The 17,794-nt window shown below is 42.8% G+C and carries 15 protein-coding genes; 8 read left to right on the top strand and 7 right to left on the bottom strand.

Annotated elements, in window-relative coordinates; all coding sequences use genetic code 11:
- Positions 1–13 precede the first annotated feature (13 nt).
- Genes glgD through glgB form a run of 3 tightly spaced genes read right to left on the bottom strand, consistent with a single transcriptional unit; the run spans position 14 to position 4,202 of the window.
- Positions 14–1,120 carry a glucose-1-phosphate adenylyltransferase subunit GlgD gene (gene glgD, locus LCM11_RS16235; protein WP_224895333.1) on the bottom strand — a complete coding sequence of 369 codons (1,107 nt, stop codon included), beginning with the start codon at positions 1,118–1,120 and terminating at the stop codon, positions 14–16.
- A 12-nt stretch (positions 1,121–1,132) separates the two neighbouring features.
- Positions 1,133–2,293 carry a glucose-1-phosphate adenylyltransferase gene (locus LCM11_RS16230; protein ID WP_263622654.1) on the bottom strand — a complete coding sequence of 387 codons (1,161 nt, stop codon included), beginning with the start codon at positions 2,291–2,293 and terminating at the stop codon, positions 1,133–1,135.
- Positions 2,283–4,202, bottom strand: a complete 1,920-nt coding sequence (glgB, locus tag LCM11_RS16225) for a 1,4-alpha-glucan branching protein GlgB (protein ID WP_224895332.1) — start codon at positions 4,200–4,202, stop codon at positions 2,283–2,285. The genes LCM11_RS16230 and glgB overlap by 11 nt, the downstream gene beginning before the upstream one ends.
- Positions 4,203–4,621: 419 nt before the next feature.
- Between glgB and LCM11_RS16220 the strand changes: the two genes are divergently transcribed.
- From LCM11_RS16220 to LCM11_RS16210, 3 genes are read left to right on the top strand one after another with little or no spacing between them, the layout of a single operon-like run.
- Positions 4,622–5,035 carry a DUF948 domain-containing protein gene (locus tag LCM11_RS16220; RefSeq protein ID WP_014645215.1) on the top strand — a complete coding sequence of 138 codons (414 nt, stop codon included), beginning with the start codon at positions 4,622–4,624 and terminating at the stop codon, positions 5,033–5,035.
- Positions 5,036–5,053: 18 nt separating this feature from the next.
- Positions 5,054–5,500 carry a DUF948 domain-containing protein gene (locus LCM11_RS16215; RefSeq protein ID WP_224895331.1) on the top strand — a complete coding sequence of 149 codons (447 nt, stop codon included), beginning with the start codon at positions 5,054–5,056 and terminating at the stop codon, positions 5,498–5,500.
- Entirely contained in the window at positions 5,497–6,216 is a 720-nt protein-coding gene (locus LCM11_RS16210; RefSeq protein ID WP_224895330.1) for a hypothetical protein, read from the top strand. The genes LCM11_RS16215 and LCM11_RS16210 overlap by 4 nt, the downstream gene beginning before the upstream one ends.
- Before the next feature lie 858 nt (positions 6,217–7,074).
- On the opposite strand, the gene LCM11_RS16205 is transcribed toward LCM11_RS16210, so the two are convergent.
- Both LCM11_RS16205 and LCM11_RS16200 read right to left on the bottom strand, forming a co-directional pair.
- Positions 7,075–7,248 carry a hypothetical protein gene (locus tag LCM11_RS16205; protein ID WP_224895329.1) on the bottom strand — a complete coding sequence of 58 codons (174 nt, stop codon included), beginning with the start codon at positions 7,246–7,248 and terminating at the stop codon, positions 7,075–7,077.
- 87 nt (positions 7,249–7,335) lie between these two features.
- A complete protein-coding gene (locus LCM11_RS16200) occupies positions 7,336–8,769 on the bottom strand; it encodes an NAD(P)H-binding protein (RefSeq protein ID WP_224895328.1) in 1,434 nt (477 codons plus the stop codon).
- Positions 8,770–9,224: 455 nt separating this feature from the next.
- Between LCM11_RS16200 and LCM11_RS16195 the strand changes: the two genes are divergently transcribed.
- Positions 9,225–10,448, top strand: coding sequence for a dicarboxylate/amino acid:cation symporter (locus LCM11_RS16195; protein ID WP_224895327.1), 1,224 nt, complete (start codon positions 9,225–9,227; stop codon positions 10,446–10,448).
- Positions 10,449–10,516: 68 nt separating this feature from the next.
- On the opposite strand, the gene LCM11_RS16190 is transcribed toward LCM11_RS16195, so the two are convergent.
- Positions 10,517–11,683 carry a lactate 2-monooxygenase gene (locus LCM11_RS16190; protein ID WP_224895326.1) on the bottom strand — a complete coding sequence of 389 codons (1,167 nt, stop codon included), beginning with the start codon at positions 11,681–11,683 and terminating at the stop codon, positions 10,517–10,519.
- A gap of 891 nt (positions 11,684–12,574) precedes the next feature.
- Here LCM11_RS16190 and LCM11_RS16185 point away from each other — a divergent pair.
- Positions 12,575–13,846 carry an MFS transporter gene (locus LCM11_RS16185; protein ID WP_224895325.1) on the top strand — a complete coding sequence of 424 codons (1,272 nt, stop codon included), beginning with the start codon at positions 12,575–12,577 and terminating at the stop codon, positions 13,844–13,846.
- A 96-nt stretch (positions 13,847–13,942) separates the two neighbouring features.
- On the opposite strand, the gene LCM11_RS16180 is transcribed toward LCM11_RS16185, so the two are convergent.
- Positions 13,943–14,377 carry a universal stress protein gene (locus tag LCM11_RS16180; protein WP_224895324.1) on the bottom strand — a complete coding sequence of 145 codons (435 nt, stop codon included), beginning with the start codon at positions 14,375–14,377 and terminating at the stop codon, positions 13,943–13,945.
- A gap of 235 nt (positions 14,378–14,612) precedes the next feature.
- Between LCM11_RS16180 and LCM11_RS16175 the strand changes: the two genes are divergently transcribed.
- The 3 genes from LCM11_RS16175 (at position 14,613) to LCM11_RS16165 (ending at position 17,744) form a co-directional block, all read left to right on the top strand.
- A complete protein-coding gene (locus tag LCM11_RS16175) occupies positions 14,613–16,286 on the top strand; it encodes a CoA-disulfide reductase (protein WP_318246156.1) in 1,674 nt (557 codons plus the stop codon).
- A 170-nt stretch (positions 16,287–16,456) separates the two neighbouring features.
- On the top strand, positions 16,457–17,188 hold the full coding sequence (locus LCM11_RS16170; RefSeq protein ID WP_224895322.1) for an Ltp family lipoprotein: 732 nt from the start codon (positions 16,457–16,459) through the stop codon (positions 17,186–17,188).
- Positions 17,189–17,366: 178 nt separating this feature from the next.
- Positions 17,367–17,744: a hypothetical protein gene (locus LCM11_RS16165; RefSeq protein ID WP_224895321.1), complete on the top strand. Its 378-nt coding sequence runs from the start codon at positions 17,367–17,369 to the stop codon at positions 17,742–17,744.
- Positions 17,745–17,794 lie beyond the last annotated feature (50 nt).

Genomic DNA, 17,794 nt, shown 5'->3' with positions numbered 1-17,794 from the left:
TTTTTATAAACTTTTACATGGTTTTTCGTTTAGGTAAAACAAATGGTTTCTCCGGGGCGCCAATTAATGTACGGCTCTCGGAAATGCTGCAATCTTTATCAAGAATGACATTTTCCAGGACCGCATTACTTTCAATTTCACAACGCTGCATAATAATCGAGTTTTTAATGACGGCCCCTTCACCCACTTTAACGCCACGGAACAGAATACTGTCTTCCACATGGCCTTCAATAATACAACCGTTGGCTACTAACGTATTATTTACGTTAGAAGAAGTGGCATACTTAGCCGGTGCTTCATTCTTAACCTTTGTCAGAACAGGCGCATCATCTCTAAATAGTTCGTCCCGCTCCTCAACGTCAAGCAGCTTCGTGCTGGCACGATAATAGCTTTCTACCGAATTTACCAGCGCGTGAACGCCCTCATATTCAAAAGCATGGACATGAAGATCCGGAATCTTGGCTTTAATGCCATCAAGGAAGAAGTGCGAGCAGCCATGGGCAATACACTCTTCCACTAATTCATACAAATAATCTTTTTTGATAAGATACATATCCATATAAACATTGGTATTCCCTTGATCATTGTTAATGGACGTTACCCGGCCTTCTTCATCTACATCCAGTTTATGAGCCATTTGGTGCTCCGGATAAAGCTCATCTACTTTTGTATAAATAACGGTAACATCAGCATTTACATCTTTATGCTCCTTAAGCACATCCTGGAAGTTAATGTTGCAAATGTGCTGGGAACCTGAGACTAGAATATAGTCAGCAAGTGTACGCCTTAGGAAATCTATATTGTTATGAAAATGCTGCAGATCTCCTCTGGAAATATCCGTTGGATCATTCCAGTCCGGCGGAAGAATGAAAAGACCTCCGCGCTTACGGTCGAGATCCCAGGCTTTGCCCTGTTCGAGGTGGTCCATAAGAGATCTGTACTTGCGACGGGCGAATACAGCAACAGACTCAATGCGCGAATTCGTCATGTTGGAAATCGTAAAGTCAATCATTCGGTAACGTCCGGCAAATGGAACCGCAGCTCCACACCGGAAGTAGGTTAGTTCATCCAATAAATCCTGTTCATGATCCAAGTTTATAATTCCTGCTATTTGATCCATAGAATCCTCCTCTTAACTATTAGCTGCATAGCTTGATGCCATGACGCTGCCTTCTTCTGCTACTAGCGTAATTTCACTGTCCGGGGCAGGATCACCAATAACTGCTCCATCCTCGATTACGCTTCCTTTTGCAATGATAGCGCGATTAATTTTTACATTTTTACCGATCTTTACATCAGGCATGATGACGGAATCCTTAACAATGGAGGATTCGTCCACATGTACCCCATAAAAGATAACCGAAGTATCAATCGTTCCATATATGCGGCAGCCCTCGTTAATCAGGGCGTTCCTGACTGTGGCAGAAGGTGCTATATACTGCGGAGGCTGATTTGGATTTTTGGAATAGATTCTCCATGTATGATCATTCAAATTAAGTTCCGGTTTAGGTTGAAGTAAATCCATATTGGCTTCCCACAAACTGTCAACGGTACCAACATCCTTCCAGTAACCGTCAAAGGTATAAGCCATTAACTTCTTCTCATCTTTAAGAAGAGCCGGTATAATATCTTTCCCGAAGTCATGGGAGGAATCTTCTTTTTCCGCATCTTCGATCAAATACTGCTTCAGCACGTCCCAGCGGAAAATATATACGCCCATAGAGGCCAGGTTACTCTTCGGAAATTCAGGTTTTTCATCAAATTCATCAATTCTTCCATTTTCTTCTGTGTTCATAATGCCGAAACGGCTGGCATCTTCCCATGGCACTTCCAGGACGGAAATGGTGGCGTCAGCGCCGGAAGCTTCGTGATAATCGAGCATATCACTGTAATCCATTTTATAAATATGGTCACCTGAAAGAACGAGCACATGCTCCGGATCGTATTGATTCAGGAATTCCAGGTTTCTGTAAATGGCGTTGGCTGTTCCTTCATACCAGCCTCCTCCTTCTGCCTGCATAAACGGAGGAAGAACGGATACTCCACCATATTTACGGTCGAGATCCCATGGTGCTCCAATACCAATATAGTCATTTAAAACAAGAGGCTCATACTGAGTCAGCACCCCGACTGTATCAATCCTTGAGTTGGTGCAGTTACTTAAAGGAAAATCGATGATTCTGTATTTCCCACCAAAATAGACCGCAGGCTTGGCAATCTTTTTGGTAAGTGATTTTAATCTTGTTCCTTGTCCTCCAGCTAACAGCATAGCTACACATTCTTTATTTTTCATGATTTTCCTCCTTGGATACTGAAGTTCTCTTCAAGAAGCTCACACCGAGCGGTGGAATGGTCATGGTGATATGCTGATCCTGACCCTGCCAGGGTTCAGGAATTGTTCCGAGCGGCCCTCCATTGACCTGCCCTGAACCTCCGAAGCGTTCCGAATCACTCGAGAAAATTTCTTTGTATGAGCCATGTTTTGGTACTCCTACTTTGTAATCGTGGTAAACCTGAGGAGTGAAGTTACATACCACAATTAATTGATCGTTTGATGTACGGCTGTTCCTTGCAAATGATACAATGCTTTGATCGTAATTCTGGGCATCAATCCAGGAGAACCCTTCCTCTTTGTGATCGAGCTCCCACAAAGGAGCCGAATCCAGATAGAGTTGGTGAAGCTCTTTCATGTAATTTTGGGTGGCAGCATGAGAGTCATACTCCAGGAGCTCCCAATCAAGATCTTCAAGGTCTTTCCATTCATCGAACTGACCAAATTCACCTCCCATGAATAATAACTTCTTACCAGGGTGGGCATACATGTACCCTAAGAAAGCTCTTAAGTTTGCAAATTTCTGCCAGTAATCACCCGGCATCTTATTTAATAACGATTTCTTACCATGAACAACTTCATCATGGGAAATCGGTAATACGAAATTTTCTGAGAAAGCATAGAACAATGAGAATGTAATGAGATTATGGTGGTACTTACGATGAATCGGGTCTGTTTCCATATATTTGAGCATGTCATTCATCCAGCCCATATTCCATTTATAGTTAAAGCCGAGCCCCCCGATATAGGTCGGAGCACTGACTAATGGCCAAGAGGTCGATTCTTCTGCCATCATGAGGGTATCTGGAACTTCTTCAAATACAGCCTCATTCATCTTCTTAATGAAAGAAACCGCTTCGATGTTTTCACGGCCTCCATATTCATTCAGTTCCCATTCTCCTTCGTTCTTTCCAAAGTCTAAATACAGCATGCTTGCTACGGCATCGACCCGCAGGCCATCCAAGTGATATTCCTTCAGCCAGTAAATCGCATTGGATATCAAGAAGCTGTGTACTTCACTTCTGCCAAAATCAAAGGTTAATGTGCCCCATTGGGTCTTTTCAGCTTTACTCGGGTTCTGATATTCATAGAGGGCCTCTCCGTCAAAACGCCTTAAGCCGTGTTCGTCTTTACAAAAGTGTCCAGGTACCCAGTCCAGAATGACTCCGAGCCCATTCTGGTGACACTGATCGACGAAATATTTGAAATCATCCGGTGATCCGTAGCGTGAGGTCACACCAAAGTAACCAGTGGTCTGATAGCCCCAGGAACGATCAAAAGGATGTTCCATTATGGGAAGGAGTTCGATATGGGTATAGCCGAGATCTTTAACATAAGGAATCACCATATCTGCGTATTCACGATAATTGTAGAATACTTCAGGTTCGATATATTTCCACGATCCTAAATGCAGCTCATAGATGGATACAGGAGATTCATAGATATTTTGAGCTTTTCGTTCCTGCATCCATTCACTGTCATTCCATGTATAGTTATCGAGAGGATAGACAACAGAAGCTGTATCGGGGCGCAATTCGCTGGAAAAAGCGTAAGGATCAGCTTTTAAACGAAGATGTCCATGAGCCGTCAAAATTTCATATTTGTAAATCGTCCCTTTTTCAAGGTTCGGAATAAAGGCCATCCATATTCCATTATCGTTCACTTTCTCCATAGGATTCTGTCTTCCGTCCCATTCATTAAATATACCTACCACGCTTACTTGTACAGCATTGGGCGCCCAGACTGCAAAACGAATACCTTCTACTCCGTCCTTAACATCCGGGTGGGCTCCAAGAAGCCGGTAGCTATACCGGAGATTTCCTTCATGAAATAAATATATATCGTGTTCTAACGTTGATTCATTGGCCACACCATCACTCCTCTATCGTTTAGAAATATAGTTTGTTCGCTAAAGCAAGAATTCATGCTAATTTCCGCTATGTTCTTATCATAAAATCCAAGTTTAGCTTTTACAATTGAATTTAATAAAAATTTTCTGAAAAGTTTTGTCGAATTTTGCCTGCTTCCGTAAATATTGCTCGAATTGGAGCCAAATGCTAAATAAGCCCTTATAGTAAGCGCTTTCAATGAGTTACTCCTCCTATTCCACTATAATCCCACCTAAAAACCTTATTTTGTAATTTACAATATTTGGATGACCTGAGGTGGATAATATTCCCACACCCTCTAATGGTAATATTATTGTAATAAAGATTATGGTAATAAATTGGTTTCACCAAAATTATTTAGTGGTAAAGACAGAGTAAACAAATTAAGAGGTGAGTGGTTATGTCATTAGCAGGGATCAGTTTACTGATTATCGCAATCTCCTTTGCTTTAATTGCCATATTCGTGGTGAAGACATTGAAAGCAGCATCCAGCACAATGTCTAGTGTCTCTACTACTCTTGAAAAAGTAGAAGGACAGATGCAGGGGATTACAACGGAATCAGAAAGCTTATTAAAGAAAACGAACAATATTGCAGCAGACTTTGAAAATAAAACTCAATCATTGAACGGATTGGTAAGTTCCTTACAAAACGTCGGTTCAACGGTTGGGAATGTGAATCAATCCTTACAGGGAATGAGTGAAAGTGTCGCTCATGCATCCAATAAGAGAGACGACCAGGTGGCGCAGGCCATGCGATGGGGCGATGCAGCTCTCAATCTGTATATGAAGTGGAAAAGAACTCAAAGAAAATAGGAAAGCGAGGCTTACACAATGGACTATTTAGGAATTGGTGTACTTATCATAGGGATAGCTTTTGCAATTGTCTCCATATTTTTAATTAAAGCATTGAATAATTTAGCCAATGTTCTTGGAGGAGTTCGCAAAACCGTCGATCAGCTTCCGGAACAATTGGACTCCGTTATGAAAGAAACTTCAAACGTTCTTAACAATGGTAATGATACCTTAGCAGATGTAAATGAGAAGATACGTGCCCTGAGCCCTCTCTTCTATATTGTCGGGGATATCGGGGAATCTTCCAGAAAGCTTACATCCTCACTCGTAGATATGACTCATTCCATGAAGGAAAGTACGCACGAGGGTGAACAGAAAATTAACGAAGAAGGCTGGCGCGGTATTTACGGTGCTCTTGCTCTTACCTACTATTTAACACAAAAACGTAAAGAGCTAAAAACGGCACGTGTAGGAGGTCAATCATGAGTAAAAAAGACTGGCTTACTGGTTTATCCATAGGGGCCTTGAGTGGTATGAGTGCCCAATCACTTAAGAAAAGTCCCTCTGTTTATAAAATGAAGTTTGAACGCAAGAAAGACAATTTCGTAGAGACTGGTAAAGAGAAGTACAGGAACATGCAGGCAGCGAGACAAGAACTGCAGAGGAAAGCTAAAACTAATACAAAGGGGAAATTAAACATGGAAAATAATCAAACGACTCAAAATCAAACTCAGCCTAAACGCGGAGGCAGAAAGCTTCCACTTGCGATTATTACAGGTGCCGTGATCGGCGGAGCCTTTATTTTAATCAAAGATCCTCAGGAAAGACAGCGTCTGAAAGAAGGTTCCCGCTCCACTAAAGAGTCCGTCACCGGATTTGCTTCTGAAGTAAAAGAAGACCCATCAGGTAAAAAAGATGACATTATGACTCGCGTAAAACGAGTAGTAAACATTACAAACGAAGCGATTTCCACAATTCAAGAAGTATTCAATAATCAGGGTAAAGAGATTTCCGATAAGGTACAAGATATTAAAGAAGAGTCTGAAGAAATTATCTCCACAGCGAAAGATGCTGGAGAAGACCTGCAGGAAGCAGGAAGCAAAGCCAAAGAAGCGAAAGAAGAATTAACAGACTCTGAAGACGAAGCAGCAGCTACTTCCAACACAGAAGATAACGTAGTAAGTGTAAATAAAACTCGATAAATAGACGTTAAAGACTCTACTAGAGAATTAGTAGAGTCTTTTATTTTCCACTACATACACGTATCTCTAAGTTTCTCAGCTCTGATCATTCTTACTAAAAAACTCTGTTACCTTTAAGCCAAAGCTCCCGTTTGTTGAAGACTTGATTTCGAGATAAATGGGTCCGTTATGTTAGATGGATAAGGGTTGGTTGGGAAATAACTCGTCTTGTTCCATCACCCAGACACTCAAGACATAAGCCATTCATCAACGGACGGAAAGACCACTGCCCTTTTGATGCTCGGCTTATGCTGGTCGTGTCTTTCGGGGTGATGCCACATTTGAACACTTTCCTATGGGGGAACGGTGAGCTTCCTCCGTCGTTTCACTCCCTGGGGTCTCACCTAGATCCTTCTCCCACGGGAGTCTCATCATTTCCCAACCAACCCAACGATAGGAAGAAAAACGGACCTGCTGAAAAAAGAGGTTTTGTTTATAACTCGTTTGCAGTAAGCGCCTTTATATCAATGTTTTCCATTGTAATGAAGCAAAAAGTAGGAACTAATTCCCTGATATCATGATAACGAGGCAGGTAATATTCAGAGTGGTTTCGAGTCGCTGATTTGGCAAAGTCCTGAGGGGGACGATGGAGACTCCTGCGGGATGAACATGATCGGTGAGATCCCGCAGGGCTGTTAAGCCCGAGGAAGCTCAGCACATGCCCGCGGAAAGCGTAATCGTCCCCCGAAGGACCTTCCTCATAACCAATATCTCGAAACTGAGTCTTTAACTAATCGGCCCTATTGTGTAATAAGCCTACTATGTAAATAACCATAACCTTTTATAGATCCTATTAAAAAAAGAGGGCTAACGCCCTCTTTACATGTCAGATGGATCCCGCTCCGGTAATCGATCTTTATCGATATATTCGTTGTCAGCCATCCCAAACTCCGTGCTATGATTCTTGAACTGAGCCAGCCGGCCGTTTCGTTTCTCACCTTTGTTCTTATTTTCTTTAAACTGATTATCCGGCTTTTTGTCCTTCTTACTCATCTGATAACCACCCTTTCAAAATAAAATGCCTCTTCGGTTTAGGCTTTGAAATTAAGGGTCATTTATACATGAGAATTGAAAGGAGGACTATTCCGTAATAAAGTTCCTGTTTACTTCTTCCTCTGATCGATCTTCCATCCGCTCTAAATGTTTGCTGAACATGGCCATGACCAGCAAATGGACTTTGGCCTGCGTGTACTTATAGAAGAACCACGGTAGAGATGGCATGAAATCATGAATAGCAACAATAGCTTCGTGAGTGCCGGGGATCTGCCTGAACTCCATCCGCCCTCTCATATTCTTCTGGTCATCTGAAAGACCGCCACCCGTAATGTAATAAAGCGCACGGCTCGACGTGCTTCTCTCATGAGAATAACTCATCTTAAGCAGAGATGAGTCTGAGAAGGAAAAGCCGATGCGGCAATTTAGATTCTCATCTACCGTTGTGGTAATCCAAGGATTTAATTTGTCTTCCAGCCATTTCACATAGTGCTGGGCCACCCAATTGGCATCTTTACCAGCGGGTATAATAATTCGCTGAACCGAACGAACGTCATGCTGGATATCCAGGTTCGGTGTTTTTTTAGTGCTTTTTCCTTCACTCTGCTTTTCCTTTTCAAGCGCGTCCCTTGCTGCTTCTTCAAATGTTATCGAACCCCGGCTGATTCCAGGTGCTTCATTCTCCGGGTGCGTCGTCATCGGATGCGTAAGACTTTCAATCAGTGGATAAGCAATCTCTTTAGGAGCACCGGCAACTAAAGTTACCCATAAACGTGATAATCTCACCGTCATAAAAGGAAGATCGAACAGTTTCGGGTTTCTTCCCATTACTTGAGCGGTTTTCAGCATCATGGACCGGTACGTCATGACTTCCGGACCGCCTACATCAATCGAACGGTCTTTTAATTCCTCTTGGTCCACACTTTTATCAAGTGCATTCAATACATCTGGTAAAGCGACTGGATGCGTTTCTGTCTTGGTCCATTTAGGCAGAAGCATTACCGGCAGTCTTTTTACCAATTTTCTCAGAATGGGAAAGGAGGATCCTTTTGGACCTACGATAAGCCCTGCTCTGATAGTGGTCACTGGGACACCATAAGAACGCAGGATCTGGTCCACTTCCTGCCTGCTTTTTAAATGCCTGGATAAAGATTTCGAACTCTTCGGAATGATTCCACTTAAGTAAATGATCTGCTTGACCCCTTGTTTCTTAGCTGCCTGGGCAAAATTATCCGCTAAAATAACATCCATGTCCTGAAAAGATCCCTGAGTGAGCTTAGCTCCAGGCATCATGGAATGCACAAGGTAAACAGCAATGTCCGCTCCCTCAAGCCCTTTCTCAGCGTCTGCCATAGAGTAAAGGTCACAGGAACGCCATGTGACGTTTTCACTGTCCTCTTTATTATCGCCGTTCCTTGATAAAGCAATCACCTCCGCGTGATCTGTCAGCTTATCCATTAAATTATTTCCTATATACCCACTCGCTCCTGTAAGAGCAACTACAGGTCTTTGATTTGACATTAAGATCCTCTCCTTTTTATTTCCATATAAATTGAATTCCCTTTTATTCCCTGTAAGTAACTTGTGGATAGGCTGGGATGTTACGCTTTCTTAAGTTTCATTGAGGAGAGAATCAGTTTTGGAAGCATTCGAAACGTGAAAAGTGGGGAGTGGACTAAGATATCCCCTTACTTTAAGGAGGCCCCTGCCTAATGCAGCTCCACAACTGAGTCTTAAAGGATACATTTTTAAAGAAAAACCTATACACATCCAGGTGCTTGATTAGTTACAGGGGTATTCATGGAGTGAACCCTTATTGGTTATACTCATACATAAGCCTCCTAAACGCTTTGCATTACATTGAGAAGCATTAGTTTTGACACATATGATGCGATGTCTTATTGTATTCAGGTAATATGTAGTATTTTAGTCAGGATTAAAACAGACAACCGTCTGCTGGATAAAGGAGGTACACCATGAAATCATTGTGGAACACATATGTGCAAACGTCTCTCATTAAAAAAATCACCGCTGCTCTTATTCTTGGTATTGTTATCGGACTTATTTTTGGAGAAGAAGCTTCTGTTTTAGCTCCGTTTGGTGATCTACTGCTTCGTCTGCTTCGGTTTATCATTATCCCATTAATCTTATTAACCCTGATTGTCGGGGTAAACCAGACAAATATCGGCAATCTTGGACGAATGGGCGGAAAGGTATTTCTTTACTATTTAGGAACCTCTGCTTTTGCGATAATAGTCGGAGTGCTGGTCGCCAGCCTTTTCAACCCTGGTACAGGCACGTCGCTTGATGGAAGCGAAAGTTTTGAAGTTCCTGAGAATCCAGGTGTGACACAGGTTCTATTAAACATTGTACCGGATAATATATTTACTGCCTTCACAGAAATGAATTTGCTCGGAATTATTTTCACAGCGATTGTATTCGGAATTGCGATTTCTTATTTGCGTTCCACTCAAAGCTATGGAAATTTAGGGGACCATCTCTATAAAGTAATAGAGGCCCTTAACGAAGCAACGCTTACGGTTATGAAAGGAATTCTGCAGTATGTACCGATCGGTATTCTCGCTATTATTGCCGAAGTCGTAGGTACTCAGGGACTCAACACACTCGGGTCTTTAGGGAACTTTATTTTAGTTCTTTATATCGCCTTACTTGTTCAGCTCGTACTATACACCGTTTTACTTTTCGTAACGAAAAGAAATCCAGGCGCCTTCTTTAAAGAAGCCCGCACCCCTATGCTTACGGCATTTGTCACGCAGAGCAGTTCGGGTACACTGCCAGTAACCTTGAATGCGGCTCATAATCTCGGCATCTCCAAAAGCTTATACGGCTTCAGTCTGCCTCTGGGGGCAACCATAAATATGGACGGGGCAGCTATTCGAATCGCTGTGTCCGCTGTATTTGCCGCTAACGTTGTAGGCGATCCGCTAAGTATGACAGCCATTATTCAGGTGGTTATTGTCGGAACTCTTGCTTCTGTCGGTACAGCTGGTGTTCCAGGAGCGGGTATTATCATGATTGCTACGGTCTTTTCTCAAGTAGGTCTCCCTATGGAAGCCGTGGCACTTCTAACAGCGGTCGACGTCCTTGTCGGTATGGGGGCAACCGCTTTAAACGTCACAGGAGATTTAGTAGGTTCTTCCGTGATTAACAAAACGGAGAAAAATCAAGACGCTTCATAAATCTAATAAAAGTCAAGAACCCTCGTGTCCGTTCATGGACACGAGGGTTTTTATGATTAATAGCGTGTTTATTCAGATTTCTTTAGTACCGAATTATTAAGTTCTCCAGCTGTTGTTTCTCCGGCAAGAGCCATGGTTAAATCCAGGTCGGCCAGCATATTTTGTAAAACTTCCCGCACACCCCGTTGTCCTGCTACCGCAAGTCCATACATGCACGGTCTTCCCACAAGTACTGCATCCGCTCCTAGAGCCAGAGCTTTGACCACATCTGCCCCTCTGCGAATTCCGCTGTCCATAAGTACAGGGATCTGGCCTCCTACTGCTTCACAAACCTCCGGCAAAGCTTCAAGCGCTCCGAGTGCGCCGTCCACCTGCCTGCCACCGTGGTTGGATACAATAATCCCATCTATCCCGTATTCCAAAGCAAGCATTGCATCATCAGGGTGGAGAATTCCTTTTAACAGAATAGGAAGATTCGTATGCTCCTTAATAAAAGTGAGATCCTCCCAGGTCAGCCCTGGGTTTCCGAACGTCTTTGTCCAGTGCATAATGGCTGAAGCCGGGTCCTCTTCAGGAGTTTTCTCAAGACGAGAACGGAAGATAGGATCTGATAAATAATTTCCTACACCTTCCCCTGCTAGAAATGGAAGATAAACATTTTTTAAATCCTTCTCACGCCACGCCATCATGGGTGTATCCAGGGTCACTACGATAGCGGAATACCCTGAGTTCTCGGCTCTTTTCAAGAAGCTGGCTGTTACTTCAGGATCTTTATTCCAATAAAGCTGAAACCACCGGGGTGCATCGCCCATGGCATTTGCAATTTCCTCAAGTGACCTTGTGGAAGCAGAACTTGTAATATAAGGGACTTCCATTTCGGCCGAGGCTTTGGCGGCAGCCAGTTCTCCATCTGGATGGATGATAGACTGGACGCCAATAGGCGCAAGCATCAGCGGCGAGGCATATGTATGACCGAATAACTCGACTGTTAAATCGCGGCTTTCTACGTTTCTGAGCATTCTCGGTACAATCTTCCACTTCTTGAATGCCTCAAGATTGGCATCCATTGTGCTTTCTCCGCCTGCTCCTCCGGCTATGTAATCATAAGGCCCATCTTCCAGCACCTCTCTTGCTAGTTTTTCCCACTCTTCATAAACGACGGGCAGTCTGTCTGGATCCGGATCGGGCATTGTCTGGTAGACCTTAAACTGAATCTGATTACCGAAGTTCGACATGACACATCTCCTCCTTATCATTTACACAATATGGTTATGTACTCAGTTTATCACATCCTATGAATGCGTTTACAAAAAGATAGGCTTTAGTATTCTATTTAGTAACTTTATTAGAGATAAGCTCCCTTTTCTGTAAGACTTGACTTCGAGATAAATGGGTCCGTTATGTTAGATGGATAAGGGTTGGTGGGGAAATAACTCGCTTTCCTGTGGCCCTATATGACGTAGGGTCGATCGACGTTGCCACAGGACGTGGCGAATTTAGTCGATCCTCCTTTTTTCCATGAGCCTCCTCCATCGTTTCACTCCCTGCGGGGTCTCACCTAGATCCTTCTCCCACGGGAGTCTCATCATTTCCCAACCAACCCAACGATAGGAAGAAAAACGGACCTGCTGAAAAAAAGAGGTTTTGTTTATAACTCGTTTGCAGTAAGCGCCTTTATATCAATGTTTTCCATTGTAATGAAGCAAAAAGTAGGAACTAATTCCCTGATATCATGATAACGAGACAGGTAATATTCAGAGTGGTTTCGAGCTTCTGATCTGGCAAGGTCCGGAGGGGGATAATGAAGACTCCTGCGGGATGAACATGATCGGTGAGACCCCGGAGAGCTTTAGCTCGAGGAGGCTCAGCACATGCCCGCGGAAAGCGAATTATCCCCCGCAGGACCTTTCCTCTCATAAAATATCTCGAAGCTGAGTCTTCAACTAATCGGCCCTATTGTTGAATAAGTCTTCGATACACATCAATTCTAAAGATTATCCATTACCCAAAAATTATATCTGCCAATTTCAGCCTCAAGGCGGAACTAAATTCCTTCTGCGGTTCATCGTGGTATTCCTTTATCCGCTATACAATAAATGTAATCCAATTATAAAGGCGTGATGAAAATGTCATCAGTTAAAGAAGCTGCGGTTCGTGAACGTACGGACCATCTCCAGGAAGAAAGTACACCTTCCGTTTTTAAAAACCGCAATTTCCTATTATTATGGGGAGCTGCTCTTTTATCCAGTTTCGGTATTTCGTTCTTTTTATTTTCCCAAAGCTGGTATGTAGTCAATGTTTTGAATCTTGAAGCTTCGCTTGGGCTTATTTATATCGCAGCCAGCATCCCCCGTCTTCTGTTTATGATCATTAGCGGTACAGTGGCGGACCGATACGATAAGAGGAAGATTATGTTTCTATCGGATTTTATAAGAGGGCTGTTGTTAGCCGGGCTTGTGCTGTGGTTCCTGTTTGGAAGTATTACTCTGTGGACATTTGTAGGGTTTGCTTTTTTCTTCGGAATATTGGATGCCTTCTTCTGGGCAGCTGAGAGCGCCATTATTCCATCGATTGTTCAGAAAGAAAATCTGACCCGAGGTAACTCTATCATTCAAATGACCAATCAGACTTCCTTTATTCTGGCACCTATGCTTGCAGGCGTGCTGATCGCCTATGGCAATTATGAAATCGTATTTGCCGTGACGGCGGCGATGCTGCTTACAGCCAGTCTGTTAGTTATCTCTATGAAGCCGAAGAAAGACGCAGATATGGAAGCCAATAAAAATAAGAAGTTCTGGCAGACCTTCAGGGAAGGAGTCGCCTATGTGAAAGACTCCCGCTTACTCACCCTTATTGTATTGGCCACTATATTTCTAAATCTGTTCATTGTTGGACCGATGACGATGGGGCTCCCTTTATTTGTTAAAAATATTCTGGAAGGTACGGCAGTGGACTTCAGCTTTCTTGAAGCTGGTTTAGCGGGAGGAATGCTCGTTGGCTCTATCGTAATCGGAAGTTTAAATGTGACTAAAAAACGAGGGAAACTCACCCTTCTGACGCTGGTCCTTTCAGGCATTGCCTTTATAGGGCTGAGCTTCACGGCAGAACTATGGCAAAGCATGGTCATGCTTGGGTTATTTGGAACCTTTCTCTCTATTTCCAATATCTCTTCCATCTCCGCTATTCAAAGTATAATTGAAGAAAAGGTGCTGGGACGCGTGATGGGACTGATTTCCTTAGCGTCGATGGGACTCATTCCTGTCAGCTATGCCCTTACCTCCATTGTACTCTCATTAGGAATTTCCATTCACCACATCATGGCCGCTGGATCTATATTGGTTACTGTATTTGCTTCCTTTGTATTTCTGACCTTTACCGAATTGAGAGAACTTGATTGACAAAGACGCCAGCTCTATAAAAGCCGGCGTCTTTGTTCTTCTATCCCCTATCTAAAAAAAGTGCCTTTCCGTGAATGGAAAGGCGTTATCCGTTTATTATTTCATTACTAAAACTGGACACTTCGCATGCTGCACGATGTTATTACTTACACTTCCGAGGAAAATCCGCTTCACATTGCCAAGTCCCCTGCTTCCGACAATAATCATATCGATTCCCTGTTTTTCCGCATAGGCGCATACATCTTCCCCTGGATTATTCTCAAGTTCTCCTACAAGCACGTTTGTCACAATCGTAATGTTTTCATCATCATTTTCTTCTTTAATAAATTCCAGTTCCTTCTCATACTTCTTAGCCATTTCATCTCCAATACTTTTGGAGAGGGCAGCATTCGTAAATGGTCCAGTCGGCTTGACGACAGACACGACATGGATTTCTCTGTCTACTGATTCAAGAGCATGGCTTTTAGCTTCCTTCACGGCCTGTTTGCTGGGTTCACTGCCATCATAAGCAACGAGGATTTTCTTAGTCATAGGAAAACCTCCATTCAAGTATAAGCATTTCTTTTACACTACTATTTTACCATGTTTGAAAACGTTTTCCTAACATTCAGACAAAGATTCATATAAATTCCATCAAACCTTCACAAAATATACATGTTGGGGTATATTGTTTTTTCTGCTATGCAGGAGTAAAATGAAATTATCGTTCACATTGTGAAATACATCACATAATATTAAGTAAGGTGAAGATAAAGGAGAGATGATGATGGGCAGAAAAATTATTATTGTAGGCGGGGTAGCAGGCGGGGCTACGGCAGCAGCGAGACTTCGCCGGTTAAGCGAAGAAGATGAAATTATTGTACTCGAAAAAGGAGAATACATTTCATACGCCAACTGCGGGCTGCCTTACTATATCGGCGGCGTAATTACAGATCGAGATGCCTTGCTCGTACAGACTGTAGAAGGCATGGCCAAAAAGTTCAAGTTAGATATTCGGAATCTCAGTGAAGCTATTGAAATCAATCGTGAATTACAAACCTTGACCATCAAAAACCTTAAAAACGGCACCGTATATAAAGAAAGCTATGATAAATTGATTCTTTCTCCTGGAGCCAGACCCATTGTCCCCAATCTGGAAGGATACAAGGAAGCAGCCAATATCTTCACCTTACGTTCTGTCCCCGATACGGATCAAATCAAGTATTGGATCGAAAAACGAAAAGCCCAGGAAGCCGTCATTATCGGCGGAGGTTTCATTGGTCTTGAGATGGCTGAGAATTTAATGCACCGCGGGATTAAAGTCAGCCTTGTCGAGTTAGGAAATCAAGTCATGTCTTCACTTGATTATGAAATGGCAGCTATCGTTTACAAGGAACTCCTGGACAAAGGGGTAAATGTAATCTTGGAGGATGGAGTTAAGGCTTTCCGCGATCAGGGAAATACAGTGGAACTACAAAGCGGGCGGCTCCTATCAAGCGACCTGACTATTCTCTCTATAGGTGTTCGCGCTGAGAACGAACTCGCTAAGACGGCCGGGCTTTCTACGGGCAAGCGCGGCGGGATTATCGTCAATGAACATCTTCAAACGGAGGATAAGAACATTTATGCTATTGGCGATGCCATCGAAGTGAAAGATTACATTCAGCAGACTCAAACGATGGTGCCTCTTGCCTGGCCCGCCAACCGCCAGGGAAGACTCGTCGCGGATCATATTCATGGCAAGGCGGTGTCTTATAACGGCACACTGGGAACGTCTGTTGCCAAAGTGTTCGATCTAACGGTGGCCGCTACAGGTAACAATGAAAAATTACTAGACCAACTCGACATCCCGTTTGAAGCTGTGCATGTTCACCCTTCTTCAAACGCTTCCTACTATCCTGGAGGACGTCCCCTTTCCCTTAAGTTACTTTTTGATCCAAATACAGGAAAAATATTCGGAGCCCAGGCCGTCGGAGTCAAAGGAGTTGAAAAACGAATCGACGTTATTGCTACGGCGATCAAAGGAAACTTAACGGTTGAGGATTTAGCCGATCTGGAACTTTCCTATGCTCCCCCTTATTCATCTGCGAAGGATCCGGTAAACATGGCAGGATATGTAGCCGCGAATATTGTAGATAAAGAACTGAGCGTTGTTCATTACGATAAAATCGATGAAATTGTAGCCTGGGGCGGAGTCCTGCTGGATGTAAGAGAGCCGGAAGAAAGAGAACGCGGCTTTATCCAAGGATCCATTAACATTCCGTTAGGGCAGCTGAGAGAAAGACGGCACGAATTACCTAAGAATCACCCTATTTACGTGACGTGCCAGGTGGGGATGCGGGGTTATCTAGCCGTTAAAACCTTGATGAACTACGGGTACCAGGCAGTTAATTTAAGCGGCGGGTACAAAACATATGAAATGGTTCAGAGGATTAAGAAACAAGAAGAACTCTCCCTCTAAAAGGAAAAGGCAGCCTCTGAAAGGCTGTCTTTTTTAACTTAAGAAATTTATAAGATTCGTGCGGGTCCAGAAGCTCCCGTGCCAAAAGAATCAGGAAAAAACTCTTAAAAAATCACCATAAATGTAGTAAAGTTACATAATAGATCTATAACAAACAGGAGGAAACTATCATGAAGAAACTATTTAAAGGTTGTTTAACATTAATCGGTGCATTCGTGGTGATCGGTGTTATTATTGCCATGATCTCCGGAGACGGTGATGATACTTCAAGCGAAAGCAATTCAAGTGACCAGGAACAAACACAAACCGAAACAGAAACAGAAGAAACCGAAACACAGCAGACCAATGAAAGCTCCGGCGATGAGAGTGCCGATACTGATACAGAAGAACAAAAGGAAGAACCAAAAGAAGAAGAATCAACCGATGAGCCAAAAGAAGAACCAGAAGAACAAGAGCCGGAAATGACTAGAGCGCAAGAAAATGCGCTAGGATCCGCGGAATCTTATATTTCTACTATGGCGTTTTCAAAGGAAGGATTAAAGACTCAACTGGTTGATTTTGAAGGATATACTGAAGAACAAGCCGAGTTCGCTGTTAATAACATAGACGTCGATTGGAAAGAACAAGCAGCTAAATCCGCAGAATCTTACGTTTCTACTATGGCGTTTTCAAAAAAAGGACTAAAAACACAACTGGTTGATTTTGAGGAATATACTGAAGAACAAGCTGAGTTTGCCGTTAATAATATTGATATTGATTGGAAAGAGCAAGCGGTTAAATCTGCAGAATCTTATTTAGATACCATGAATTTTAGCCGTGATGGGTTAAAAACACAGCTTACAGATTTTGAATACTTCACAGATGAACAAGCCGAATATGCGGTCGATCAAGTTGGACTATAAGTAACAATTTGAAGCGGTGGAGAATAAATTTCCACCGCTTTTCTTATGTATAAATACAGTGAGATCAACGTGCGAATGGCTAAATGAATAGAGATGATATTTCTTTACCAGAAGGGTAATTTAATTCTATGTGGAAATAAAACAGGTTATAAAGGCTAATCATTATGGGGGAGATATTGTGATTACAGCTTGGATAGGCAGTATAACTTTTTTGGCAATAGCTATTTTATACGTATCACTAGCTTTAGGTTTACCTTATGGAGAGTTTGCTATGGGCGGAAAATATAAAATCTTACCCAGACACCTGCGAGTTGCCTGCTTAATCTCTGTCCTAATTCAACTGGCTGCCATCCTGTTTATATTACAAGCGGGGCACGTCATTTCAATCGATTTAATAGCCCCCATTGCAAGAAGAGCCTGTTATTTTTTCGCTTTCTATTTATTCCTGAATACCGTCATGAACCTTTTTTCGAAAAGCAATAAAGAAAAGCTTGTTATGACTCCCTTATCTATTATCACAGCGATTTGTTTTTTAATGACAGCTTTGAATAGTTAATCAAGCTTGCCTATACAACAGAACGCCTGGATGTTAAAGTCCAGGCGTTT

The sequence above is a fragment of the Halobacillus halophilus genome (genome assembly GCF_020171985.1).
Taxonomy (GTDB): domain Bacteria; phylum Bacillota; class Bacilli; order Bacillales; family Halobacillaceae; genus Halobacillus; species Halobacillus halophilus_A.
This window is presented reverse-complemented; position numbering and strand designations above follow the sequence as displayed.

Coding starts and splice junctions, on each gene's coding strand:
- glgD (WP_224895333.1), bottom strand. CDS start 1,120: ATGGATCAAATAGCAGGAATTATAAACTTGGATCATGAACAGGATTTA.
- LCM11_RS16230 (WP_263622654.1), bottom strand. CDS start 2,293: ATGAAAAATAAAGAATGTGTAGCTATGCTGTTAGCTGGAGGACAAGGA.
- LCM11_RS16220 (WP_014645215.1), top strand. CDS start 4,622: ATGTCATTAGCAGGGATCAGTTTACTGATTATCGCAATCTCCTTTGCT.
- LCM11_RS16215 (WP_224895331.1), top strand. CDS start 5,054: ATGGACTATTTAGGAATTGGTGTACTTATCATAGGGATAGCTTTTGCA.
- LCM11_RS16210 (WP_224895330.1), top strand. CDS start 5,497: ATGAGTAAAAAAGACTGGCTTACTGGTTTATCCATAGGGGCCTTGAGT.
- LCM11_RS16205 (WP_224895329.1), bottom strand. CDS start 7,248: ATGAGTAAGAAGGACAAAAAGCCGGATAATCAGTTTAAAGAAAATAAG.
- LCM11_RS16200 (WP_224895328.1), bottom strand. CDS start 8,769: ATGTCAAATCAAAGACCTGTAGTTGCTCTTACAGGAGCGAGTGGGTAT.
- LCM11_RS16195 (WP_224895327.1), top strand. CDS start 9,225: ATGAAATCATTGTGGAACACATATGTGCAAACGTCTCTCATTAAAAAA.
- LCM11_RS16190 (WP_224895326.1), bottom strand. CDS start 11,683: ATGTCGAACTTCGGTAATCAGATTCAGTTTAAGGTCTACCAGACAATG.
- LCM11_RS16185 (WP_224895325.1), top strand. CDS start 12,575: ATGTCATCAGTTAAAGAAGCTGCGGTTCGTGAACGTACGGACCATCTC.
- LCM11_RS16180 (WP_224895324.1), bottom strand. CDS start 14,377: ATGACTAAGAAAATCCTCGTTGCTTATGATGGCAGTGAACCCAGCAAA.
- LCM11_RS16175 (WP_318246156.1), top strand. CDS start 14,613: ATGGGCAGAAAAATTATTATTGTAGGCGGGGTAGCAGGCGGGGCTACG.
- LCM11_RS16170 (WP_224895322.1), top strand. CDS start 16,457: ATGAAGAAACTATTTAAAGGTTGTTTAACATTAATCGGTGCATTCGTG.